The sequence below is a fragment of the Novosphingobium profundi genome (assembly GCF_020524485.1).
Lineage (GTDB): Bacteria > Pseudomonadota > Alphaproteobacteria > Sphingomonadales > Sphingomonadaceae > Novosphingobium > Novosphingobium profundi_A.
This window is the reverse complement of record NZ_JAIVLF010000003.1, coordinates 683,084-700,946: the sequence shown is the minus strand read 5'-3', so window position 1 is coordinate 700,946 and position 17,863 is coordinate 683,084. Positions and strand designations below refer to the sequence as shown.

Here is a 17,863-nt window from a genome sequence, read left to right as displayed (position 1 = left end):
TAGAGAAGGGCGCGGTACCATCGGGTGCCGCGCCCTTTTTGCTGCGCCGTGCTTGGGAGGGGCGTCGCTCGGGGCGCGCCTGTAATCAGTCGAGCGCGATGCCGCGCGCGTGGAAGAAGGCGGCGACCTTTTCCATGTCGGCGGCGTGGGTCTTCCAGCGCCCGATCCCGTCGCGGTTGAGCGTGCGGCGCACCTGCGCGGCGCTGGGGGTCGCAACGGCAGCGGTATTGCGGTGGAAGTCGAGGCAGGCCGCATCCCAGTCGAGCTCACAATGGGCCAGGAGGCGGCGGGTTTCCTGCTCCTGGTTGTCGACCAGCGCCTCGTAGCCGAACTGGAGCACCCGGCCCGGAAAACGTGTCTCCCAGAACGCCATCAGCGCATCGAAACGCGCGTAGTAGCGCGCCGTGTCCATGAGGTCATAGGAATAGGCGTAGTAGGCCGACTGGGTGGCGAAGAGGTTGCGCAGGTTGCTCCAGACCGTGTCCATCGCGCCGCGGCGCAGGCACACGATCTTGGCGTTCGGCAGCGCCTGCAGGATGTGGCCGATATAGAGGAAATTGGCGGGCAGCTTGTCGGTGAAGCGCGGCGCCTGGCTGCGCCGATGATGGCGCGCGCGGGCAAGGTAGGCCTCACCGATGGCGGCCGGCGCGCAGTTCGCGCTCGCCGCGATCGTCTCGGCATCGATGACCTGGCGCGAGGGCGTGCGGGCCATTTGCTTCACCGCCAGCGGCATTGCCTGCAGTTCGCCGGTTGCCTCCACGTCGCGGTGCGAGGAGAGGATGCGGTCAACCAGCGTGGTGCCCGTGCGCGGCATGCCGACCACGAAGATCGGGGCGGCGTCGGGGCAGCCCGACTGGGTGGCGAGCGCGGTGTCGGTGCGTCGGAAAAGCGTTTCGAGCGCCTCGAAGATGGCCGCGTCCTGGGCAAAGTCATAGCCTGTCGCGCGCTTGTGCGCGGTGTTTGCGGCGCGCAGCTGCGCGAAGGCTTCGGCGGGGGCCCCGATGTCCTCCAGTTCCTTGGCCAGCGCATAGCGCAGGCGCAGCGTGTCGCCGGGCGGGGGGGCGCTGGCGAGCACGTCTTCAAGGCGCGCCACATTGTTGGCCTCGCGCGTCTGGCGCGACAGGATCGAGAGGGCGTAATGCACCCGCGCGTTGCCCGGATCGGCGTCGAGGATCGCTTCGTACTGCGCGCGTGCCTCCTCGACCTGGCCGGTAAAGCCCAGCGCTGCGGCAAGATTGTAGCGGTAGTCGAGGTTGTCGGGTGCCCGCTCCACCGCGCCGGTGAAGGGGGCAAGCGAGGCTTCGTGGTCGCCCAGGCGCGCCAGCACGCAGCCCAGCGTGTCGAGCGCGAGCGGATCCGTGCAGGGGAGCGCCAGCGCGCGCGCGGCGACTTCGCCCGCCTCGCCGTCGCGGCGCAGCAGGATCAGCGCCTTGGCCAGTTGGGCGAGATACTCGGCGTTGCCGGGCGCCATCTGCGCTGCGCGCTGGAGCAGGGGAAGCGACTTGCCGAATTGCCCGCTTTCCGCCGCGGCCATCCCGGCCAGGAACGGGCCTGCGGGATCGCTGGGTGCGCGCTGGCAGAGAGTCTGCGCGGCGGTGGCGGCTGTGGCGATCTCGCCGCGTCGCAGGGCCGCGCGGGCCTGGTCTTCGAGTGTCATGGCATCCTTGCTCGCTGTCGCGGGGGGCGCTTCCGGTCCCGCGCAACGGCGCGGCGCGGGTTTGTCCGAGCCTAACCGGGCCGGCAGGGGGCGGCAATTGCCTTTGCGCATGCCACGCTGAGTCCTGGCGCCCGCACGCGCCTCTCACGCGGGCGCGCGCGAATCAGGGACGCGTGGATGCAGCCGAGCGGACGGGTTTGCAAGGTGGTCCAAGGGCTTGTTGGCCCGGCCTTGCGCGCAAAGGGGCTTCGTGAGACGCTTCGCGTTCAGGGAGCGGGCGATCCGGCCAGCATAGCGGCCGGGCGCAAACTCCGGGATTCTGCGCATTTTGTGCCTGCAGGTGCTCCTCGACGCACCAAGAAAACCGGAAAAAACAGTGCTGCGGCAATAATATGCGCCCCAGGTCCATTTGGGCATGGACAGCTGCAGAATCGATTATTACGATACCTGTATTCAGTATTACTAGAACGATTGGCTGCGTATTACGGGGGTAGGTAATATGGACGGAGTTCGCGTAGGAAAGCGTATCATCGGGGCTGACTCTCCCGTCACTATCGGCTGGGAAAACCTCGGCCGGGTCGAGGGTGGCCCGGTGAAGCGTTTCATCTTCACCTGGTTTCAGCCCGCGGTGCTCGTCGCGCTCGTGCTGTTCTGGATGTACGCGCCCGATTCCATTGCCAAGACCTCGACCGCGATCGGCATCGGTATCGGCTTCAAGGCGCTGCTCTACGTGCTGGAGTGGGTGAGCCCGCGTTACAAGAGCTGGCGTCTCACCTGGAAGGAACTGGTCGTCGACCTGTTCTACGTCGCCATCGCCTACACGCTGATCCGCGCGGTGGGTAAGCACTTTGGCAGCGATGTCTGGGCCGAACACATCCTGGCCGCGTTCAACTGGGAAAAATTCGCCTGGTTCACGGACATGCCGCTCCTGCTCCAGGCCTTCCTGATCACCCTCTTCGCGGACATCTGCTACTACTGGATGCACCGCGGCATGCACAACTGGTACCCGCTGTGGCTGACCCACTCGGTTCACCACTACATTACCCAGCTCAACATCAACAAGGGGTCGATCGGCAGCCCCATCGAGATCTTCCTGATCGGCCTTGGCATCGGTGGCTTCTTCGACTTCCTGCCGCGCGCCGCGCTGCTCGCAGGCTCGCTCGGCATGGCGATCAGCATCTACCAGCACGCCAACATCCGCTTCAACACGCCGCGCTGGTGGGGCTATGTGTTCAACACCACCGAACACCACAGCGTTCACCACTCGCAGGACTTCGAGGGCAGCCGCAGCAACTACTGCAACACCTACATCTTCCTGGACCGCATCTTCGGCACTTGCGTCGATGGCGAGGCGGAAGTGCTGGGCATGGAAGGCGGCCGCCGCATGTCGATCTGGGAGCAGATGCACTACCCCTTCACCGAGGCCTGGAAGACCAGCAAGGCTTTCGTCCAGCGCCGCCTGCATCCGGGCGCCTCGGGCTCGACCGTACCTGCCGAATGATGCTGGCCGGGCGCCCTTTGCGGGGCGCCCGCCTGCGCCCCTATCGTTTTTCGGGACCGGTGCGCCGGTCCGCAGGACAGCCATGTCCGCCGTACGCCACTGCGGGAGTACCCTTCGCGTGAACTTGCCCCTTATCGACACCATCTGGCGCGTGCGCGGGTCGCTCCCGCTCGACACCGCCGCGCCCGCCTCGGAGATCTTCGCGCGCCTTGAAAGCCTGTTTCAGGTGGCGGGCACCAGCTACGAGATCGAGAACGATGCGCTGACCTTCCGCAAGAAGGACCCGCTCTCGCAGGACAAGATGTCGATCTACAAGAGCGGCACCTTGAACGTGCGTCACGAAGGCGAAGGGCGCTCGCTCGCCTGGGACATGCACAGTCCAGCGTTGATGTTCTGCTTCTGCCTGCCCTTCTTCTTCCTCGGCGTTGCCTGGCTGCTCGAGGAATCGCGCACGCCCAGTTTCGTCTTCACCGGGATCTTCGCGTTCCTCTATGTGGTGGGGCGCATTCTCGAACCGCGCCTGTTCCGGGCCGAACTGCGCCGCCGCATCGCAGGCGAGGTGAATGGCGACATGGGCGCTCCCGCCCACTCCTGACCGGAAGCTGCGCGCTTTCCCGCAAAAGCGCCGTTTTTTGATCCATGTCGGGTTTGCCAGGCCGCCGCCATGCTAGTCTTCGCCGCGAGGAGCGAGGGAGAATACGCAGCATGGCGACGGTCGAGACACCTACTGGCAAGGGCACCGGCACGGCACGAACCGCGCAGTTTCACCTTCTGGCCAAGCCGAGCGGCCCGGCCTGCAATCTCGACTGCGACTATTGCTTCTACCTGGAAAAGGAAGCGCTCTACGAGCGTCCCGCCAAGCGCCGCATGGCCCCCGAGGTGCTCGACGCCTACGTGCGCAACGTGCTCGCATCGACACCGCCCGAGGCCACGCCGCTTTTTGCCTGGCAGGGCGGCGAACCGACCTTGCAGGGCCTGCCCTTCTTCCGCGAGGCGGTACGGTTGCAGAAGCTTTATGCCGCCGGGCGGCCGGTCACCAACACGCTCCAGACCAACGGCATCCTTATTGACGAGGACTGGGCGCGCTTCCTGGCCGAGGAGCGTTTCCTTGTGGGTCTCAGCCTCGACGGGCCGGCCGAGGTCCATGACCGCTACCGCCGTTACCGTTCGGGCGCGCCTTCGCACCACCTGGTGATGGCGGCGTTGGAACGGTTGCAGCGCCACGGTGTCGAGTACAATGTGCTCACCTGTGTCGACCGGTATTCCGCGCGCCAGCCCCTGGCGATCTATGACTTTCTGAAGGCCGCAGGTGTCGAGTTCATCCAGTTCACCCCTGTGGTCGAGCGTATGGCCGGGCGCGATTACGCCGCGCAGGGTTTCGACCTCGAAGGCCCCGGCGCGTCCCCCTCGCAAGGCAAGGCGCCGCAGGTCGCGCCCTTCGCGGTCTTGCCCGAGGCCTGGGGCGACTTTCTCGTCGGCGTCTTCAACCGCTGGCGCAAGGCCGATATCGCGCGCATATTCGTGATGAACATCGAGTGGGCGCTGGCCTCGTACATGGGGCAGCCGGGCGCGGTGTGCCTGCACCAGAAGCAATGCGGCCACGCGCTGGCGAGCGAATACAACGGCGATGTCTATTCCTGCGATCACTACGTCTATCCCGACTATCGCCTGGGCAACCTTACCGAAGACAGCATTGCCGACATGGTCCTTTCTCCGCGCCAGCAGGCGTTCGGCGAGGCCAAGTGGCGCGATCTGCCGGGCAAGTGTCGCTCCTGCGCGCAGCTGACCCTGTGTTGGGGAGGCTGCCCCAAGCATCGCTTTACCCGCACGCGCGACGGGGAAGCGGGGCTTAACTATCTGTGCCGGGGGTACGAGCGCTATTTCCGCCACATTACGCCCTGGCTGAGCGTGATTGCCCAGCGGGTGATGGCAGGTCAGCCGCTCGACCCGATCATGGCGATGAGCCCTGCGCAGGTACGTGCGCGGGCGTAGAAGGTAGAAGAACAGATCCGAGGGCCATCGCCCTCGGGCTCCCCAAATTGTCGACCCCACCTTGCACGCGCTGCCTTGGCTGAGAAAGGTGAGGGTGCCCATTCTGGGGTCAAGGGGTGATGACCCCTTGTATCCTTCCTTCCTTCCTAATCCTGTTTGCAGCCCTCCGGTGCCTGCGCCCGATGGGGTGGCCGCCGCGACGGGCGGATAGCCACGCACCTTGACGGGGCCACGCGCGGCTTTCTAGGTGTGGGACACTCCCTGTTCTTCCGCGCCTTGGGTGTCGTGGCTGCGGCCCCGATGCGCAGATTGCGCGGGATGCCCTTTCGGATCGCTCTTGCCCGTGTTGACCTTGTTCCGTTCCCGACGTCTGCCGCGCGCGCTTTGCGCGGCCTCCGCGCTTGCCCTGTCCTGGGGCGCCTCTGCGCAGGCGGCCAGCAGTGGTGGCCCGGGTTTCGAGCTGCGCGGTCCCGAGATCGTGATGGAGGTGACGCGCGGGGACACGACCCTGCCCGCTGCGCAGGTGCCGAGCCTTCTCGCCGGGGACGAGGTGACCTTGCACTTGCCCCAGAGCGAGGATCCCGACGACAAGCTGCGCGATTTTCTCTTCGTTGCCGCGTTCCTGCGCGGAGCCGTGAACCCACCGCCTGACGACTGGATCGCCACCGGGCAGGGCTGGAAGGACAAGGAGAAGGACAACACCCTGCACCTGACCGTGCCCGAAGGCGCGCAGCAGATGGTGCTCCTCATGGTTCCGCGCACGCAGGGCGCGCAAGGCGTGCTGGAGGATGCGGTGCAGGGCAAGCCCGGCGAATTCGTCCGGGCTGGCGGTGAGCTTTACGAGGCCTCGCTCGACCATGCACGGCTGGAAACCTTCATGGCTTCGATCCGCGCGCAGGGGGACCGCAACCCCGAAGCCCTGCGCAAGGTCGCTCCGGTGCTCGCCTCAAGCCTCGGCATGCGTCTTCAGGCCGATTGTCTCGACAAGGTGCTGGAGGAGCAGGCCGCGTGCCTGATCGAGGGGCGCGGCGCGCTGGTGCTGAGCGATGTCCACACCAGTTCGCTGGCCGATACGCTGGCGGGCGCGCCGACCGATCTGGCCCTGCAGCTGAGCGCGACGCCGCAGGCCGGCTCGGGCTCGTACAGCGCCTATATCGGCGTCGCGCGTGACATCGCGCGCCTGTTCGGCGCCTTCAACAACCCGCAGTTCGACTATCTTCCCGCGCTGACCGAGCGGCGGGCGGACCGTCTGGCGCTGCGGCTCAACACCGCGCCCTCCTTCACCAAGCCCAAGTCGGTGCTGGTCGTGGGCATGCCCTCTGTCGAGGCCGATGTCCTGCCGCGCCTGCGCAGCACGCACACGGCCCCGATCTGTGCCGCGCAGGGCCATGTCCTGCTGCCGGTGGAAGGCGCACCGCTGGTCTATGCGAGCGACTTTGCGCACGCGATGGCGCTGCGCATCACCGCCTCGGACGGGCGCACAGTGGACGTGCCGGTCACCGCGCGTGCTGACCGGGGCGGCTATGTCTTCGATGCCCGAGCGATCCCGGCGACCTTTTCCGGGGCCTTGCGCGCGCACCTTCATGGCAACTGGGGGTTCGCGCCGTTCGAGGGGCCCGACTTCACGCTTCAGCGCCCCGGGAGCGGGGCCTGGCACTCGGTGGGCGACAACGGCACGCTTGTCGTCGGTCGTGACAGCACGGCCGTTCTGGCAGGCACTGCTCCGGCCTGCGTCAGCGCGATCACCTTGACCGGGAGGGACACGCGCCGGGCCTTGGAGTGGGAGGTGAAGGACACCGAACGCCTTGCCGTGAGCGTCCCGCTGGAAGGCGCACGGCCGGGGCCGGTACAGCTGGCGTTGCATCTTCAGGGAGAGGCCGATCCGGTGACCCTGACGCTGGAGACCCGGGCCGAGGCAAGCCGGATCGATGGACTTCAGTTGCACGAAGGCGACGGGGAGGCGCGCCTGACCGGGCAGCGGCTCGACCAGGTGCGTGCCCTCGTGCTGGCAGGCCAGACGCTCGAACCCGGCGCCTTGCAGCGGCGCGATGGGCGCGATGTGCTCACCCTTGCCGTAGATGCGACCGGGATGCCCGGTGCCGGGACCACATTGGAGGGCCGCGTCCTGCTGGCCGATGGGCGCGAGCAAACCCTGCCGGTGACGATTGCGCCGCCGCGCCCCGATGCGCAGGTTCTTTCCCGCTCGGTGCGTATGCCCGAACCGGCCCAGGGCACGCAGCCACTGGAGCTGACGTCCGACACGCTGCTCCCGGCGGGCGGAGAGCTCGTCTTCTCGCTCCAGACCGCGCCGGGACAGCGCCTGGGCCGCGATACCGTGGTCGAGGTTGCGCTTGAGGGAACAGCCGAGCCAGTTCGTCTGGGCATCGGGTCGGGATTGATGCCCTCGAGCCCGGGCGTGCTGATCGCGCGGCTCGATACCGGCGCGCTGGCGCCTGGCAGTTTCGGGCCGCTGCGCTACCGACTCGTCGCAAACGGTGTGGCGGGACGCTGGCAGGACCTGGCGCGGCTGGTGCGGCTCCCCGCAATCGACGAGCTTGCCTGCGCCAAGAGCAAGGCGGCGCACTGCACGCTTCAGGGGCGCAACCTGTTCCTTGTCGCCGCCGTGGCGCAAGGCGCGGACTTTGCAGATGCGCGGGCCGTGCCCCCTGGCTTTACAGGGGAGCGCCTCGAGGTGCCTGCACCCGGCGCGGACGGGCTTTACCTGCGCCTGCGCGATGACGACGAGGCGGTGGCCCGATTGCGGCCGCACGGGGCGTGACTGCGGCTCAGGTGCGCCCGGTGGCGCTCGACTTGTCCTGCTGCGGGCGGCGCCCGCTCAGCCGCTGGTAGAAGCGCGAGAAGTACGAGGGATCGGAAAAGCCCAGGTCATTGGCGACCTGGACCACGCTGGCGTTGGTGAAGCACAGCAATCGCTGCGCCTCCAGCAGCAGGCGCGCGTGCAGCATTTCGGTTGGGGTGCAGCCGGCCGCGCGCTGGCAGATACGGGTGAGCGTCTTGCCACTGACGCGCATCTGCGCCGCATACCATTCGACCCCGCGGTGTTCGGTCAGGTGCAGCTCGATCAGCTGGCGAAAGGCGGAAAGGCGCGCCTCGTCCGACTGGGCGGGTGGGGTTTCGCTTTGCGGGGCCTCCAGGCTGCGCACGAGTGCTTCGGCGAGCGTCAGGAACAGCGCGGAAGGGAGCCGCCAGTCGGCCTGGATCGCCAGCATCTCGCGGCACAGCCAGTCGACCCGGGCGACCGCTTCTGGCGCGACCTCGCCGCTCGCTCCATGGGTGAGCATGTGGAGCAGCGGGTCCTGTGCGTCCGAACCGCGCGCCACGAAGGCGGCCGAAAGCGAAAGCACGTAGCCGCGCGTGTCAGGTTGGAACTGGAAACCGTGGACGCTGCCGATCGGGACGGCCATGAAGCAGGGACCTTGCAGCGTCTCCACCTGGCCGTCGCAGCGGAAAGTGACCTGTCCCTTGGATACCAAGAGAATCTGCACACTATGCAGGTGACGGTGCGCGCCGATCTCCCAGTCGAGCAGTGAGCTGCGCGCGGCAATCGTCTCGATATGCGCGAATTGAGCGGGAATTTCGCCCAGGTCCTCACCATAGAGGAGAAAGGTGGGAATCGTGCCGGGTGCCATGTCCTGTGTCCGAATAGTACCTGAAGTGTGACGCCCCAAGCCCTTCCTGTCGAGGGGGGACGCGCGCATTACAGGGGCAAGAGAAAGAACAATCAGGGCGCGCCCGCTGCGCGCCCCATGTGCAGCGCCGACACGGCGCGCATCGGGAAAGGAGCACGGCATATGCGTACACAAGTCGCCATCATCGGTGCGGGACCTTCAGGTCTCCTCCTCGGACATCTCCTGCGCCAGGCGGGGATCGACTGCGTTGTCCTCGAACGCCAGACCGGACCGTACGTCCTCTCGCGTATCCGTGCGGGCGTGCTGGAGCAGGTCACCGTCGAGCTTATGGAGCGTCTCGGTCTCGATGCGCGCATGAAGGCCGAAGGCCTGCCGCACGACGGCTTCAACCTTGCCGACGGCGAACGCCTCATCCGCATCGACATCAAGGCACTCACCGGCAAGGAAGTCATGGTCTACGGTCAGACCGAACTGACCCGTGACCTGATGGAAGCCACCAGTGAGCGCGGGCTGGAAGTTGTCTACGAAGCGTCCGACGTCGCGCTTTTCGACATCGAGAGCGATGCCCCTTACGTCACCTACACCAAGGACGGCACCTCACACCGCGTCGATGCCCGCTTCATTGTGGGCTGCGACGGCTTCCATGGCCCTTCGCGCAAGGCCATCCCGGACTCGGTCGGGCGTAGTTTCGAGCGGGTCTATCCCTTCGGGTGGCTGGGCATCCTTGCCGATGTGCCGCCCTGCAACCACGAACTCATCTACGCCAACCACGAACGCGGCTTTGCGCTCGCCTCGATGCGCAGCGAGACGCGCAGCCGTTACTACGTGGACGTGCCGCTGACCGAGAAGATCGAGGACTGGTCGGACGAGCGGATCTGGGACGAACTGGCCGTGCGCCTCGGCCCCGAGGCGGCCGCCAACATCACCCGCGGCCCCTCCATCGAGAAATCGATCGCACCCTTGCGCTCCTTCGTCTTCGAGCCGATGCGCCATGGTAGCCTGATGCTCTGCGGCGATTCCGCGCACATCGTGCCGCCGACCGGAGCCAAGGGCCTGAACCTGGCCGCCAGCGACGTGCACTACGCCGCCGAGGCACTGCTCGCCTTTTTCAAGTGCAACGATGCCGACGCCATCGCGGGCTATTCGGAGAAAGCGCTGGCACGCGTGTGGAAGTCCGAACGCTTCAGCTGGACGCTGACCAAGCTCATGCACCGCTTCCCCGAAGATGGCCCGTTCGAGCGCCGTATGCAGCAGGCCGAGCTGGACTACATCGCCAGCAGCGAAGCGGCGCAGCGTTCCATTGCCGAAAACTATGTCGGCTTGCCTGTCTGAAGGGTAGAAGAAGAGGGTTTCCGAGGGCCATCGCCCTCGGGCTCCCATTACCAGTCGCCCTCACCGCTCTCAGCCACGGTGGCTGCGAGCGGTGAGGGCGTCGGGTATGGGGTCAAGGGGTGATGACCCCTTGAAACTCTTTTACTTTCTTCAGGGCGTAGTCTCGGAATACCGCTCCCAGTCCCCCAGCAGTTCGTCGACCAGCACCGAACCCACCGTGTAGAGGTTCTCCACCGCCGCCTCGAGCCCTGCGAAACCCTCGTTTTCGCGCAGGAGGTAGCTCGCGGCATCGGTGCCGGGCGGGGGCATCGTGAAGTTGGAGCCCGCGCGCAGTACCAGCACCCGGTGGCGGTCCGCGCGGCCTGCCGCATCGAGGTAGGTCATGGCCTGAAGGATGCCTGTGTCCTCCATCGCCGAGGTCACGAATTTGCCCTTGCCGCCGGTCCATTGCGGCACCCAGTGGTTGGCCCAGTCCGTCAGGCGCGCGCCGTGCCAGAAGGTCATCGCCGAGAGTTGTTCGCTTTCGAGCACGCGCGGGGGCTCCAGCGCCTTGGGAAAGCCGGTAAAGCTGGCGAGTTCTGCTGCGATCTCGAAGAGCGAGACGACAACGACCTTGACCGGCAGCGGGCTGTCGCAGGGGGCGGCGGGCTTGCAGGAGGCGAGCGTGCGGGCGGCACGGGCGGCGGCGTCCTGCGCCTGGGCGGCAGGCGCCAGCGTGCAGCTTGCCAGAAGGGCCGCGGCGAGGAAACCCAGCCGGGAAGGGCGCCGCGAACGGAGCGGGGAAAGGCGCATGCTAGGTCGCGTCTGTGTGAGAAGGTGCGGCGCAGGGACGGTGCCGTGGGGGGAGCTTCGTCCCTGCGCCTGGGGGAGCGTCAGAAGTTGTAGGACAGCGTCGCCTGGACGCTGCGCGGACGTTCGGGCAGCGCGATGGTCGAGCCGAACAGTTCGGTAAAGTTGGCGCGGAAGTACTTCTCGTTGGTCACGTTCTTGACCACGACGCGCAGGTCCCAGGGCCCCGTGCTGTACGACGCGCTGGCATCGAACAGCGTGTAGGCGGGCAGGCGCACCGCCTGTGACTGGCCCGAGTAGACCGAGTCCACCGCGACCATGCTGCCCGCAAAGGCAAGGCCATTGTCGAAGGCGTAGGTGGCGGTCAGCGCGTAGAGGTTGGTGGGAATGCCGGCGCGGCGCGAATCGCTCTTCGAATTGATGGGGATCAGGCCGCCGGGCTGGCCGCCCAGGTGCAGCGTCTGGTCCTCGACATTGATGAGGTCTTCCATGCCCAGGAAGCTGAAGGTGCTGCCCGCTTCGTAGAAAGTGAGGTTATATACCTTGGTGCGCGTATAGGCACCGGTGATGAGCAGGTGCTCGTCCACCGCCCAGCGCAGTTCGGCCTCCAGGCCCTTGGTCTCGACCGCCTGGTTCACCGTGCTCGACTGCGCGTTGTAGTCGGTACGCTCCTGCTTGTAGACCGAGATCGCGGCGTAGAGCGTGTCGTCGAGCCACGATCCCTTGATACCGCCTTCGTAGAGCTTGGATGCGGTGATGAAGGTGTCGCCCGCGATGTTCGAGACCGCGATGTCCGCGCCTTGCCCCGCGATCACGACCGACTGGCGCGCAATCGTGGCGTAGGGGACGAGGCCGAGTGGGAGCTTGTAGTTGGCGCTGGCCGACCAGGACCAGGCGCCCTTGCTGCCCGAAGCGCTGTCGGGGATGCCATCGGCGCGGTCGGATGCAACCTGGGCGGCTTCCATGCGGCCGATGTCCGAGGTCGACTTGGCCTTCACATGGTCGTAGCGCGCGCCCAGCGTGACATCGAGGCCGAAGGCGAAGTCGAGGTCGGTCAGCGCGGCAAAGGCGACGTCGGTGTAGTGTCCATCGACGTAGGAGGTGTAGTTGCAGTCGCACTCGGTCGAGAGCAGGCGATCGCTGGCCGGGTCGTAGCCCTGCGTCAGGTCGACGCGGTGGAAGTACTCGTAGTTGAAGTCCTCCCCGTGTTCGAAGCTGGTGTAGCGGATCGAGGGGGAGAGCTGGAAGGCGAACGTGCCCGCGCTCGACTCGAAAGTCTTGGAGACGACGATCTTGTCCTCGAAGACCCAGGAATCGTGCAGCTGCGAGAAGCCGTAGGCGTTCTCGTTGATGTTCTCGTAGCTGTCGTAGAAGGCCTGGTTCTTGATCTCGATGTCGCCGGGACCCGTCCAGATGAGGTCGGCGTAGAGCGTGGTCGCGTTGTTGTCGAGCCGGTCGTCCTTGCCGGTCAGCGTCTTGCGTCGGCTGAGCGTGGTGGTGCCGGTGTTCTGGAGGTTGAGCAGGTTGTTGGGGCTGGAGGTGTAGCAGGCATCGGTGATCGAATCCGGGAACACGCCGCCCCCGCAGGCAAAGCCGCCGAAGATCGAGAGACCGCCGGGCACCGCCGCATTGATCTCTTCGACCGACATCTGCCCGTCGCCATCGGTGTCGAGCGAGATGGCATTGCCGGTGATGTAGGTGCCGTCATCGACCAGGTCCTGCGTCAGGCGGTTCCAGCCGCCATTCTGCTGGCCGCGGAAGCGGTGGTACATGCCGCCGAATTCCAGCCGGAGATCGGGCGTCAGGTCGGTGTCGAAGGCGGCCTGCAGGATCGTCTGGTTGGTGGACATGTTGTCCCAGTAGCTGCCCGAATCCTCGACCTCGGCGTAGAGGCTGTACCCGAATTCCTGCGTGCCGATGTGGCCCGGACCCCGGATCTGGGCGGTGAGGTCGGTCTTGTTCCAGCTGCCCAGCGTGAGGCCGACTTTACCTTCCGGGCTGGCCATGAAGGCGCCGCCCTGCGCGCGCGCCGAACGCGGCACGAAGTTGATGTAGCCGCCGGTCTTGGAGGGTCCGTAGATCGGTGAGGCGGGACCACGCACGATGTCGACCCGGTCCGCCGCCGCGATCGGGGTGGGGTAGTTGCCCGGGTTGTCGAGACGGCGCACGCCGCGAAAGTACACTTCGCCGGGCGTACCGCGAATATCGAGCGCACCGCCTACGCCGAAGAACGAGTTGGTGAAGGTCCCCGGCGACTGCGCGACGAGGTCATAGATCTCGGTGATGCCGAAGCGTTCCATCTGCTCGGCGCTGACGGTGGAGGCGGAACGCGGGGTTTCGACGATGGTCTTGTCGAAGCCGAAGACCGAGCCGACGTCGGCGACGGGCAATGCGTCAAGCGAGCCGGTAACGACGATCTCGGAGGCCGGATCGCGCTCTGCCGGCTCCTGCGCGAGTGCGGGCGTGCTCAGCGCGGTGCAGCCCAGAAGGCCTGCGACAAGCACATGAGTGCGCGCTGCAGATCTGCGAGACCTGCCTGTAAAACAACGTGAAATCCGCATATCAACCCCCTCATGAATGCCCCGGCGCGCCGTCCCTGTCTGGCGCGGCCGAAATGTTCTGCTCTCCCTTTCAGTTGTCCTCGCCCCATTTAGGTCGTCTTTACGTCCTCTATTTCCGTGTATTTCCTCACGGTCTCGGACTGTTGTTCCATGTTATTCGTGCGTAGGGCTAGTGGCGCATAAATGTGCAAGCAAATGCAATGAATTTTACAAGGTGTTGCGAAAATTAGAGAGCCTACGGTGCCGTAGAAGTGGGTGCGCTCTTTTTTGCAACGATCTGTCCAGATCATTGCGTTTGCTAGATAGGGTGGCGGCAGGCAGGAGGGGGACATGCGCCGCGCCTTCCCTTTCTTCCGGATCGGACCCGATCCGCGCTCCCTCTTGCGCCGACCTCGGGCAGGAAGGGTCAATTGGCCCGTTGCCCGCAGGGCTGCGACGGGGCATGATCGCGTGGTTGCACAGGGGCTTGGCACGTGCCGTCCCGTGTCGGCGCGCACTGTGCGCGTCGCCCCGGCAGGAGATAAGGCCGCATGACCACGCCCTCCCCGACCCGGCCCGGCGGCGCTGCCGTCCCGCGTTCGCGCGCGGCCATCGATGCCGCAGCCGCCGCTGTCGGACTGCCAATACCGCAGGCGTGCCGTTCCGGCGTGGAGGCCAACCTGGAGCTGCTCGAGAGCCATGTGCGCCGGATGCGCGGAGAGGACGGGGAATGACCCTCTGGCACCGCAGGTCGGCCTGCGACATCGCCCGGGCGGTACGGGCGCGCGAGGTGACGGCCCGCGCGGTCCTTGAAGGCTGCCTTGCCGATATCGAGGCACGGGCCGCGCCGCTGGTCGCGGTGACCCAGCTTCTGGCCGAACGCGCACGCGGCGAGGCGGACGCCGTCGATGCCCGGATCGCGGCGGGCGAGGACCCGGGGCCGCTGGCGGGCGTGCCCTACGGGGTGAAGGACCTATTCGACGTTGCCGGACTGCCGACCACGGCAGGCTCGCGCGTCTACGCCGATGCGCCGCCTGCGCCGCGCGATGCCAAGGCCGTGGCGCGCCTGAAGGCGGCGGGCGCGGTGCTTGTCGCCACGCTCAACATGGATGAGTTCGCCTATGGGTTTGCGACCATCAACGCGGCCTATGGCACCACGCGCAACCCGCATGACCTCGCGCGGCTGGCGGGCGGCTCTTCGGGTGGCTCGGCGGCCGTGGTGGCGGCCGGGCTCATGCCGCTGGCGCTGGGATCGGACACCAATGGCTCGGTGCGCGTGCCCGCGAGCCTCACCGGGCTCTATGGCCTGAAGCCCACCCACACCGCGCTGCCGCTGGACGGGGTCTTTCCGTTTGCCGAAAGCTTCGACGATGTCGGGCCTTTCACGACGTCGGTCGAGGACATGGCTTGCGTCTGGGCGGTGCTGCGCGGGGAGCCGATGGTGTCCGAGACGCGCGCGGACCTGCGTGTTGCCCGGCTGGGCGGGCGCTTCCGGATGAATGCCGATCCCGACCAGCTGGCTGCGATGGACGCCATCGCGGGTGAGGGGGCCTCGCTGGAGATCCCCGAAATCGGACGGGCGCGCTCGGCGGCGTTTTTGATCACCGCGTATGAGGGCGGCACGCTCCACCGCGCCGCGCTGGCCAAGCAGGCCCTCGACTACGATCCGCAAGTGCGTGACCGCCTGATTGCAGGCGCCCTCCTGCCCGAAGCCATCGTGGACGAGGCGCGCGCGTTCCGGACGGACTATATCGCCAGGGTCACGGCGATGCTGGCGGACACCGATGTGGTCCTGGCTCCGGCCACGCCCTGCACTGCACCGCGCATCGAGGATCCGCGTATCGAGATCGATGGCGAGATGCGGCCCGCGCGCGCGGATCTTGGCATTCACACCCAGGCGATCACGTTCCTGGGCTTTCCCTCGCTGGCCGTGCCCCTGAAGCGACCGGGTGCCTTGCCGCTCGGCCTTCAGCTGATCGGCAAGCCGGGTGAGGAGAACAGGTTGTTCGCGCTGGCACGCCAGCTGGAAATGCGCGGGTTCACGGGGGTGAGCGCGCCGGCCCATGGGGCCGAGACATGCGAAGAGGGGACTACGCAATGAGTGAAACTGAGACGCTGGCCCGGCAGGACAGCGCCTGGGACGCACGGCTGGAACGCCGCTTTGAACTGCGCGCGCGCGGCACCACGCCGCGCACCGAGGTACTGGCCGGGTTCACCACCTTCCTGACGATGGCCTACATCGTCCTCGTCAATCCCGCGATCCTGGGAACGGCGGGCATGCCCGTTGCGGCGGTCGCGGCGGCGACCTGCTTTGCGGCGGCCTTTGCCTCGATCCTGATGGGCTTTACCTCGAACACGCCGCTTGCGCTGGCGCCGGGCATGGGGCTCAACGCCTATTTCAGCTTTACCGTGGTGCAGCAGATGGGGGTGCCCTGGCAGGTGGCGCTGGGCTGCGTGTTCATCTCGGGCGTGGCTTTTCTTGTCCTGACGCTGACCGGCATTCGCCAGCTGATCGTCCACTCGATCCCGCAGTATCTCTTTGCCGCAGTGGCGGGCGGTATCGGCCTTTTCATCGGTTTCATTGGCCTGCGCGATTCCGGCATTGTCGTTGCCAACCCGGCGACGTTCGTGGCGCTGGGCGACCTGCGCCAGCCTGCGCCCGCGCTCGCGCTCTTCGGGCTGGTCCTGATCGGCGGGCTCAGCGCCTGGAACGTGCGCGGCGCCATGCTGATCGGGATTGTCGCGACGACGGTGCTGGGCTGGGTTTTCGGCCTCGTCAGCTTCACGCCCGAGCCCTATTCGCTCGAGGCGATGACAGGCACGCTGTTCCAGCTGGACCTGGGCGGGGTGTTCGGCTCCGAAGGCCAGCATGGCCTTGGTCTTCTCGAAGTGCTCTTCGTCTTCCTCTTTGTCGACCTGTTCGACAACATCGGCACGCTGGTCGCGGTTACCAAGCGCGCGGGGCTGATCGGTTCGGACGGAAAGATCCCGCGTCTCAACCGCATTCTCGTCACCGATGCGGTGGCGACCATGGTCGGCTCGATGGCGGGCACGAGCACGGTGACGAGCTACGTCGAGAGCGCATCGGGCGTGCAGGTGGGCGGGCGCACGGGCCTCACCGCCATTGTCACCGGCCTGCTGTTCCTCGCGATGATGTTCGTGGCGCCTTACGCGCAGCTCATTCCGCTTGCCGCGACCGCGCCTGCGCTCATCATCGTGGGCGGCATGATGTGCCTGCCTCTGACCGAGGTCGAATGGGAGGACCCGCTCTGCGCGATCCCGGCCTTTCTGACCGTCGCGATGATCCCCTTCACTTTCTCGATTGCCAATGGCCTTGCCTTCGGGATCACCGCCCATGCGGTGCTCAAGATCGTGCGGGGAACCTTCGGCAAGAGCGACCTTTTCCTGCTGGTTCTCGCCGCGCTTTTCGTTGCCCGCTTCATCTGGATGGGAGCTGCCTGATGCGCCGTGCCATGTCTCTTCTTGCTACTGCGCTTGCGCTTGTCTCTGCCCCCGCGCTGGCCGAGCCCTTCGACACGACCCCGCGCACGGTGGTGATGACCGCCTTTGCGCCCGAATGGGACGCGCTCGCCCCGGCCATTGCCGAGCCGCGCGAATACAGCGCCAATGGCCTCACCTTCCTGGCCGGAACGCTGGAAGGAAAGCCCGTGGTGCTGATGCAGAGCGGGGTGAGCATGGTCAACGCAGCGATGAACACCCAGCTTGTGCTCGACCGGTTCAAGGTGAAGCGCATCGTCTTTTCCGGGATTGCGGGCGGGGTCGACCCGGAGCTTTCGATCGGCGATGTGGTGGTCGCCAAGGACTGGGCGCAGTACCTCGAAGTCTCCTTCGCGCGCCGCACCGGCGAGGGCTGGGTGACGCCCGAGCCGGTCGATGCGCAGGCACCCGCCAACTGGGAGATGATGTTCCCGCGCGGCGTGCGCGTGGGCAACGCGAGCGAGGCCCCGGTGCGCCATTATACGTTGGGTGCGGACCCTGCACTGCTGCAGCTTGCTGAAGACGTGACCGCACGCATCTCCTTACAGCGCTGTACCGGGCCTTCGGGTACGGCGAGCGGACCGCACTGCCTCGTCGAAGAGCCCAAGGTGGTGGTCGGCGGCACGGGCGTGAGCGCAGGTGTCTTTGCCGACAACAAGGAATTTCGCGAGTACCTTCAGGCCGCCTGGGGGGCGCGTGTCGTCGACATGGAGAGCGCCGCCGTGGTGCAGGTCGCCTATGCCAACGAGGTGCCCGCCATCGTCTTTCGCAGCCTGTCGGACCTTGCTGGCGGCGATGATGGCGAGAACCAGATGAATACCTTCATGGCGCTCGCGTCTGTCAATTCTGCGCATGTCGTGCGCGCATTCCTCGCCGCGCTTCCGGACTGAACAGAAGGCCCAAA

At 66.5% G+C, this 17,863-nt stretch carries 13 protein-coding genes; 9 read left to right on the top strand and 4 right to left on the bottom strand.

Annotation, left to right across the window (positions count from 1 at the left end; all coding sequences use genetic code 11):
* Positions 1-85 precede the first annotated feature (85 nt).
* The gene (locus LC060_RS09480; RefSeq protein ID WP_226634897.1) at positions 86-1,657 is read right to left on the bottom strand and encodes a tetratricopeptide repeat-containing sulfotransferase family protein; all 1,572 of its coding nucleotides are present in this window, start codon (positions 1,655-1,657) and stop codon (positions 86-88) included.
* 499 nt (positions 1,658-2,156) lie between these two features.
* Here LC060_RS09480 and LC060_RS09475 point away from each other — a divergent pair, with 499 nt between their 5' ends.
* From LC060_RS09475 to LC060_RS09460, 4 genes are all read left to right on the top strand, one after another.
* Positions 2,157-3,158 carry a sterol desaturase family protein gene (locus LC060_RS09475; RefSeq protein WP_226634895.1) on the top strand — a complete coding sequence of 334 codons (1,002 nt, stop codon included), beginning with the start codon at positions 2,157-2,159 and terminating at the stop codon, positions 3,156-3,158.
* A 118-nt stretch (positions 3,159-3,276) separates the two neighbouring features.
* Complete coding sequence (locus tag LC060_RS09470) at positions 3,277-3,753, top strand: hypothetical protein (protein WP_226634893.1); 477 nt, start codon at positions 3,277-3,279, stop codon at positions 3,751-3,753.
* A 110-nt stretch (positions 3,754-3,863) separates the two neighbouring features.
* Positions 3,864-5,150, top strand: a complete 1,287-nt coding sequence (locus tag LC060_RS09465; protein WP_226634892.1) for an anaerobic sulfatase maturase — start codon at positions 3,864-3,866, stop codon at positions 5,148-5,150.
* A 343-nt stretch (positions 5,151-5,493) separates the two neighbouring features.
* On the top strand, positions 5,494-7,929 hold the full coding sequence (locus LC060_RS09460; protein WP_226634889.1) for a hypothetical protein: 2,436 nt from the start codon (positions 5,494-5,496) through the stop codon (positions 7,927-7,929).
* A gap of 7 nt (positions 7,930-7,936) precedes the next feature.
* Here LC060_RS09460 and LC060_RS09455 read toward each other — a convergent pair whose 3' ends face one another.
* Positions 7,937-8,800: a helix-turn-helix domain-containing protein gene (locus LC060_RS09455; protein WP_226634887.1), complete on the bottom strand. Its 864-nt coding sequence runs from the start codon at positions 8,798-8,800 to the stop codon at positions 7,937-7,939.
* 162 nt (positions 8,801-8,962) lie between these two features.
* Here LC060_RS09455 and pobA point away from each other — a divergent pair, with 162 nt between their 5' ends.
* On the top strand, positions 8,963-10,132 hold the full coding sequence (gene pobA / locus LC060_RS09450) for a 4-hydroxybenzoate 3-monooxygenase (RefSeq protein WP_226634885.1): 1,170 nt from the start codon (positions 8,963-8,965) through the stop codon (positions 10,130-10,132).
* 150 nt (positions 10,133-10,282) lie between these two features.
* On the opposite strand, the gene LC060_RS09445 is transcribed toward pobA, so the two are convergent.
* Both LC060_RS09445 and LC060_RS09440 read right to left on the bottom strand, forming a co-directional pair.
* Positions 10,283-10,924, bottom strand: coding sequence for a purine nucleoside permease (locus LC060_RS09445; RefSeq protein WP_226634883.1), 642 nt, complete (start codon positions 10,922-10,924; stop codon positions 10,283-10,285).
* A gap of 80 nt (positions 10,925-11,004) precedes the next feature.
* Entirely contained in the window at positions 11,005-13,425 is a 2,421-nt protein-coding gene (locus LC060_RS09440) for a TonB-dependent siderophore receptor (RefSeq protein ID WP_226634881.1), read from the bottom strand.
* A 587-nt stretch (positions 13,426-14,012) separates the two neighbouring features.
* Here LC060_RS09440 and LC060_RS09435 point away from each other — a divergent pair.
* Genes LC060_RS09435 through LC060_RS09420 form a run of 4 tightly spaced genes read left to right on the top strand, consistent with a single transcriptional unit; the run spans position 14,013 to position 17,849 of the window.
* Positions 14,013-14,195 carry an AtzG-like protein gene (locus tag LC060_RS09435; RefSeq protein ID WP_226634879.1) on the top strand — a complete coding sequence of 61 codons (183 nt, stop codon included), beginning with the start codon at positions 14,013-14,015 and terminating at the stop codon, positions 14,193-14,195.
* Positions 14,192-15,562, top strand: coding sequence for an AtzE family amidohydrolase (locus tag LC060_RS09430; RefSeq protein ID WP_226634877.1), 1,371 nt, complete (start codon positions 14,192-14,194; stop codon positions 15,560-15,562). Before LC060_RS09435 ends, LC060_RS09430 begins: the two co-directional genes overlap by 4 nt.
* A complete protein-coding gene (locus LC060_RS09425; protein ID WP_226634875.1) occupies positions 15,559-16,923 on the top strand; it encodes an NCS2 family permease in 1,365 nt (454 codons plus the stop codon). Before LC060_RS09430 ends, LC060_RS09425 begins: the two co-directional genes overlap by 4 nt.
* Positions 16,923-17,849 (top strand): 5'-methylthioadenosine/S-adenosylhomocysteine nucleosidase, encoded by a 927-nt coding sequence (locus LC060_RS09420; RefSeq protein ID WP_226634874.1) that lies wholly within the window; start codon positions 16,923-16,925, stop codon positions 17,847-17,849. Before LC060_RS09425 ends, LC060_RS09420 begins: the two co-directional genes overlap by 1 nt.
* The last annotated feature ends 14 nt before the right edge of the window (positions 17,850-17,863 follow it).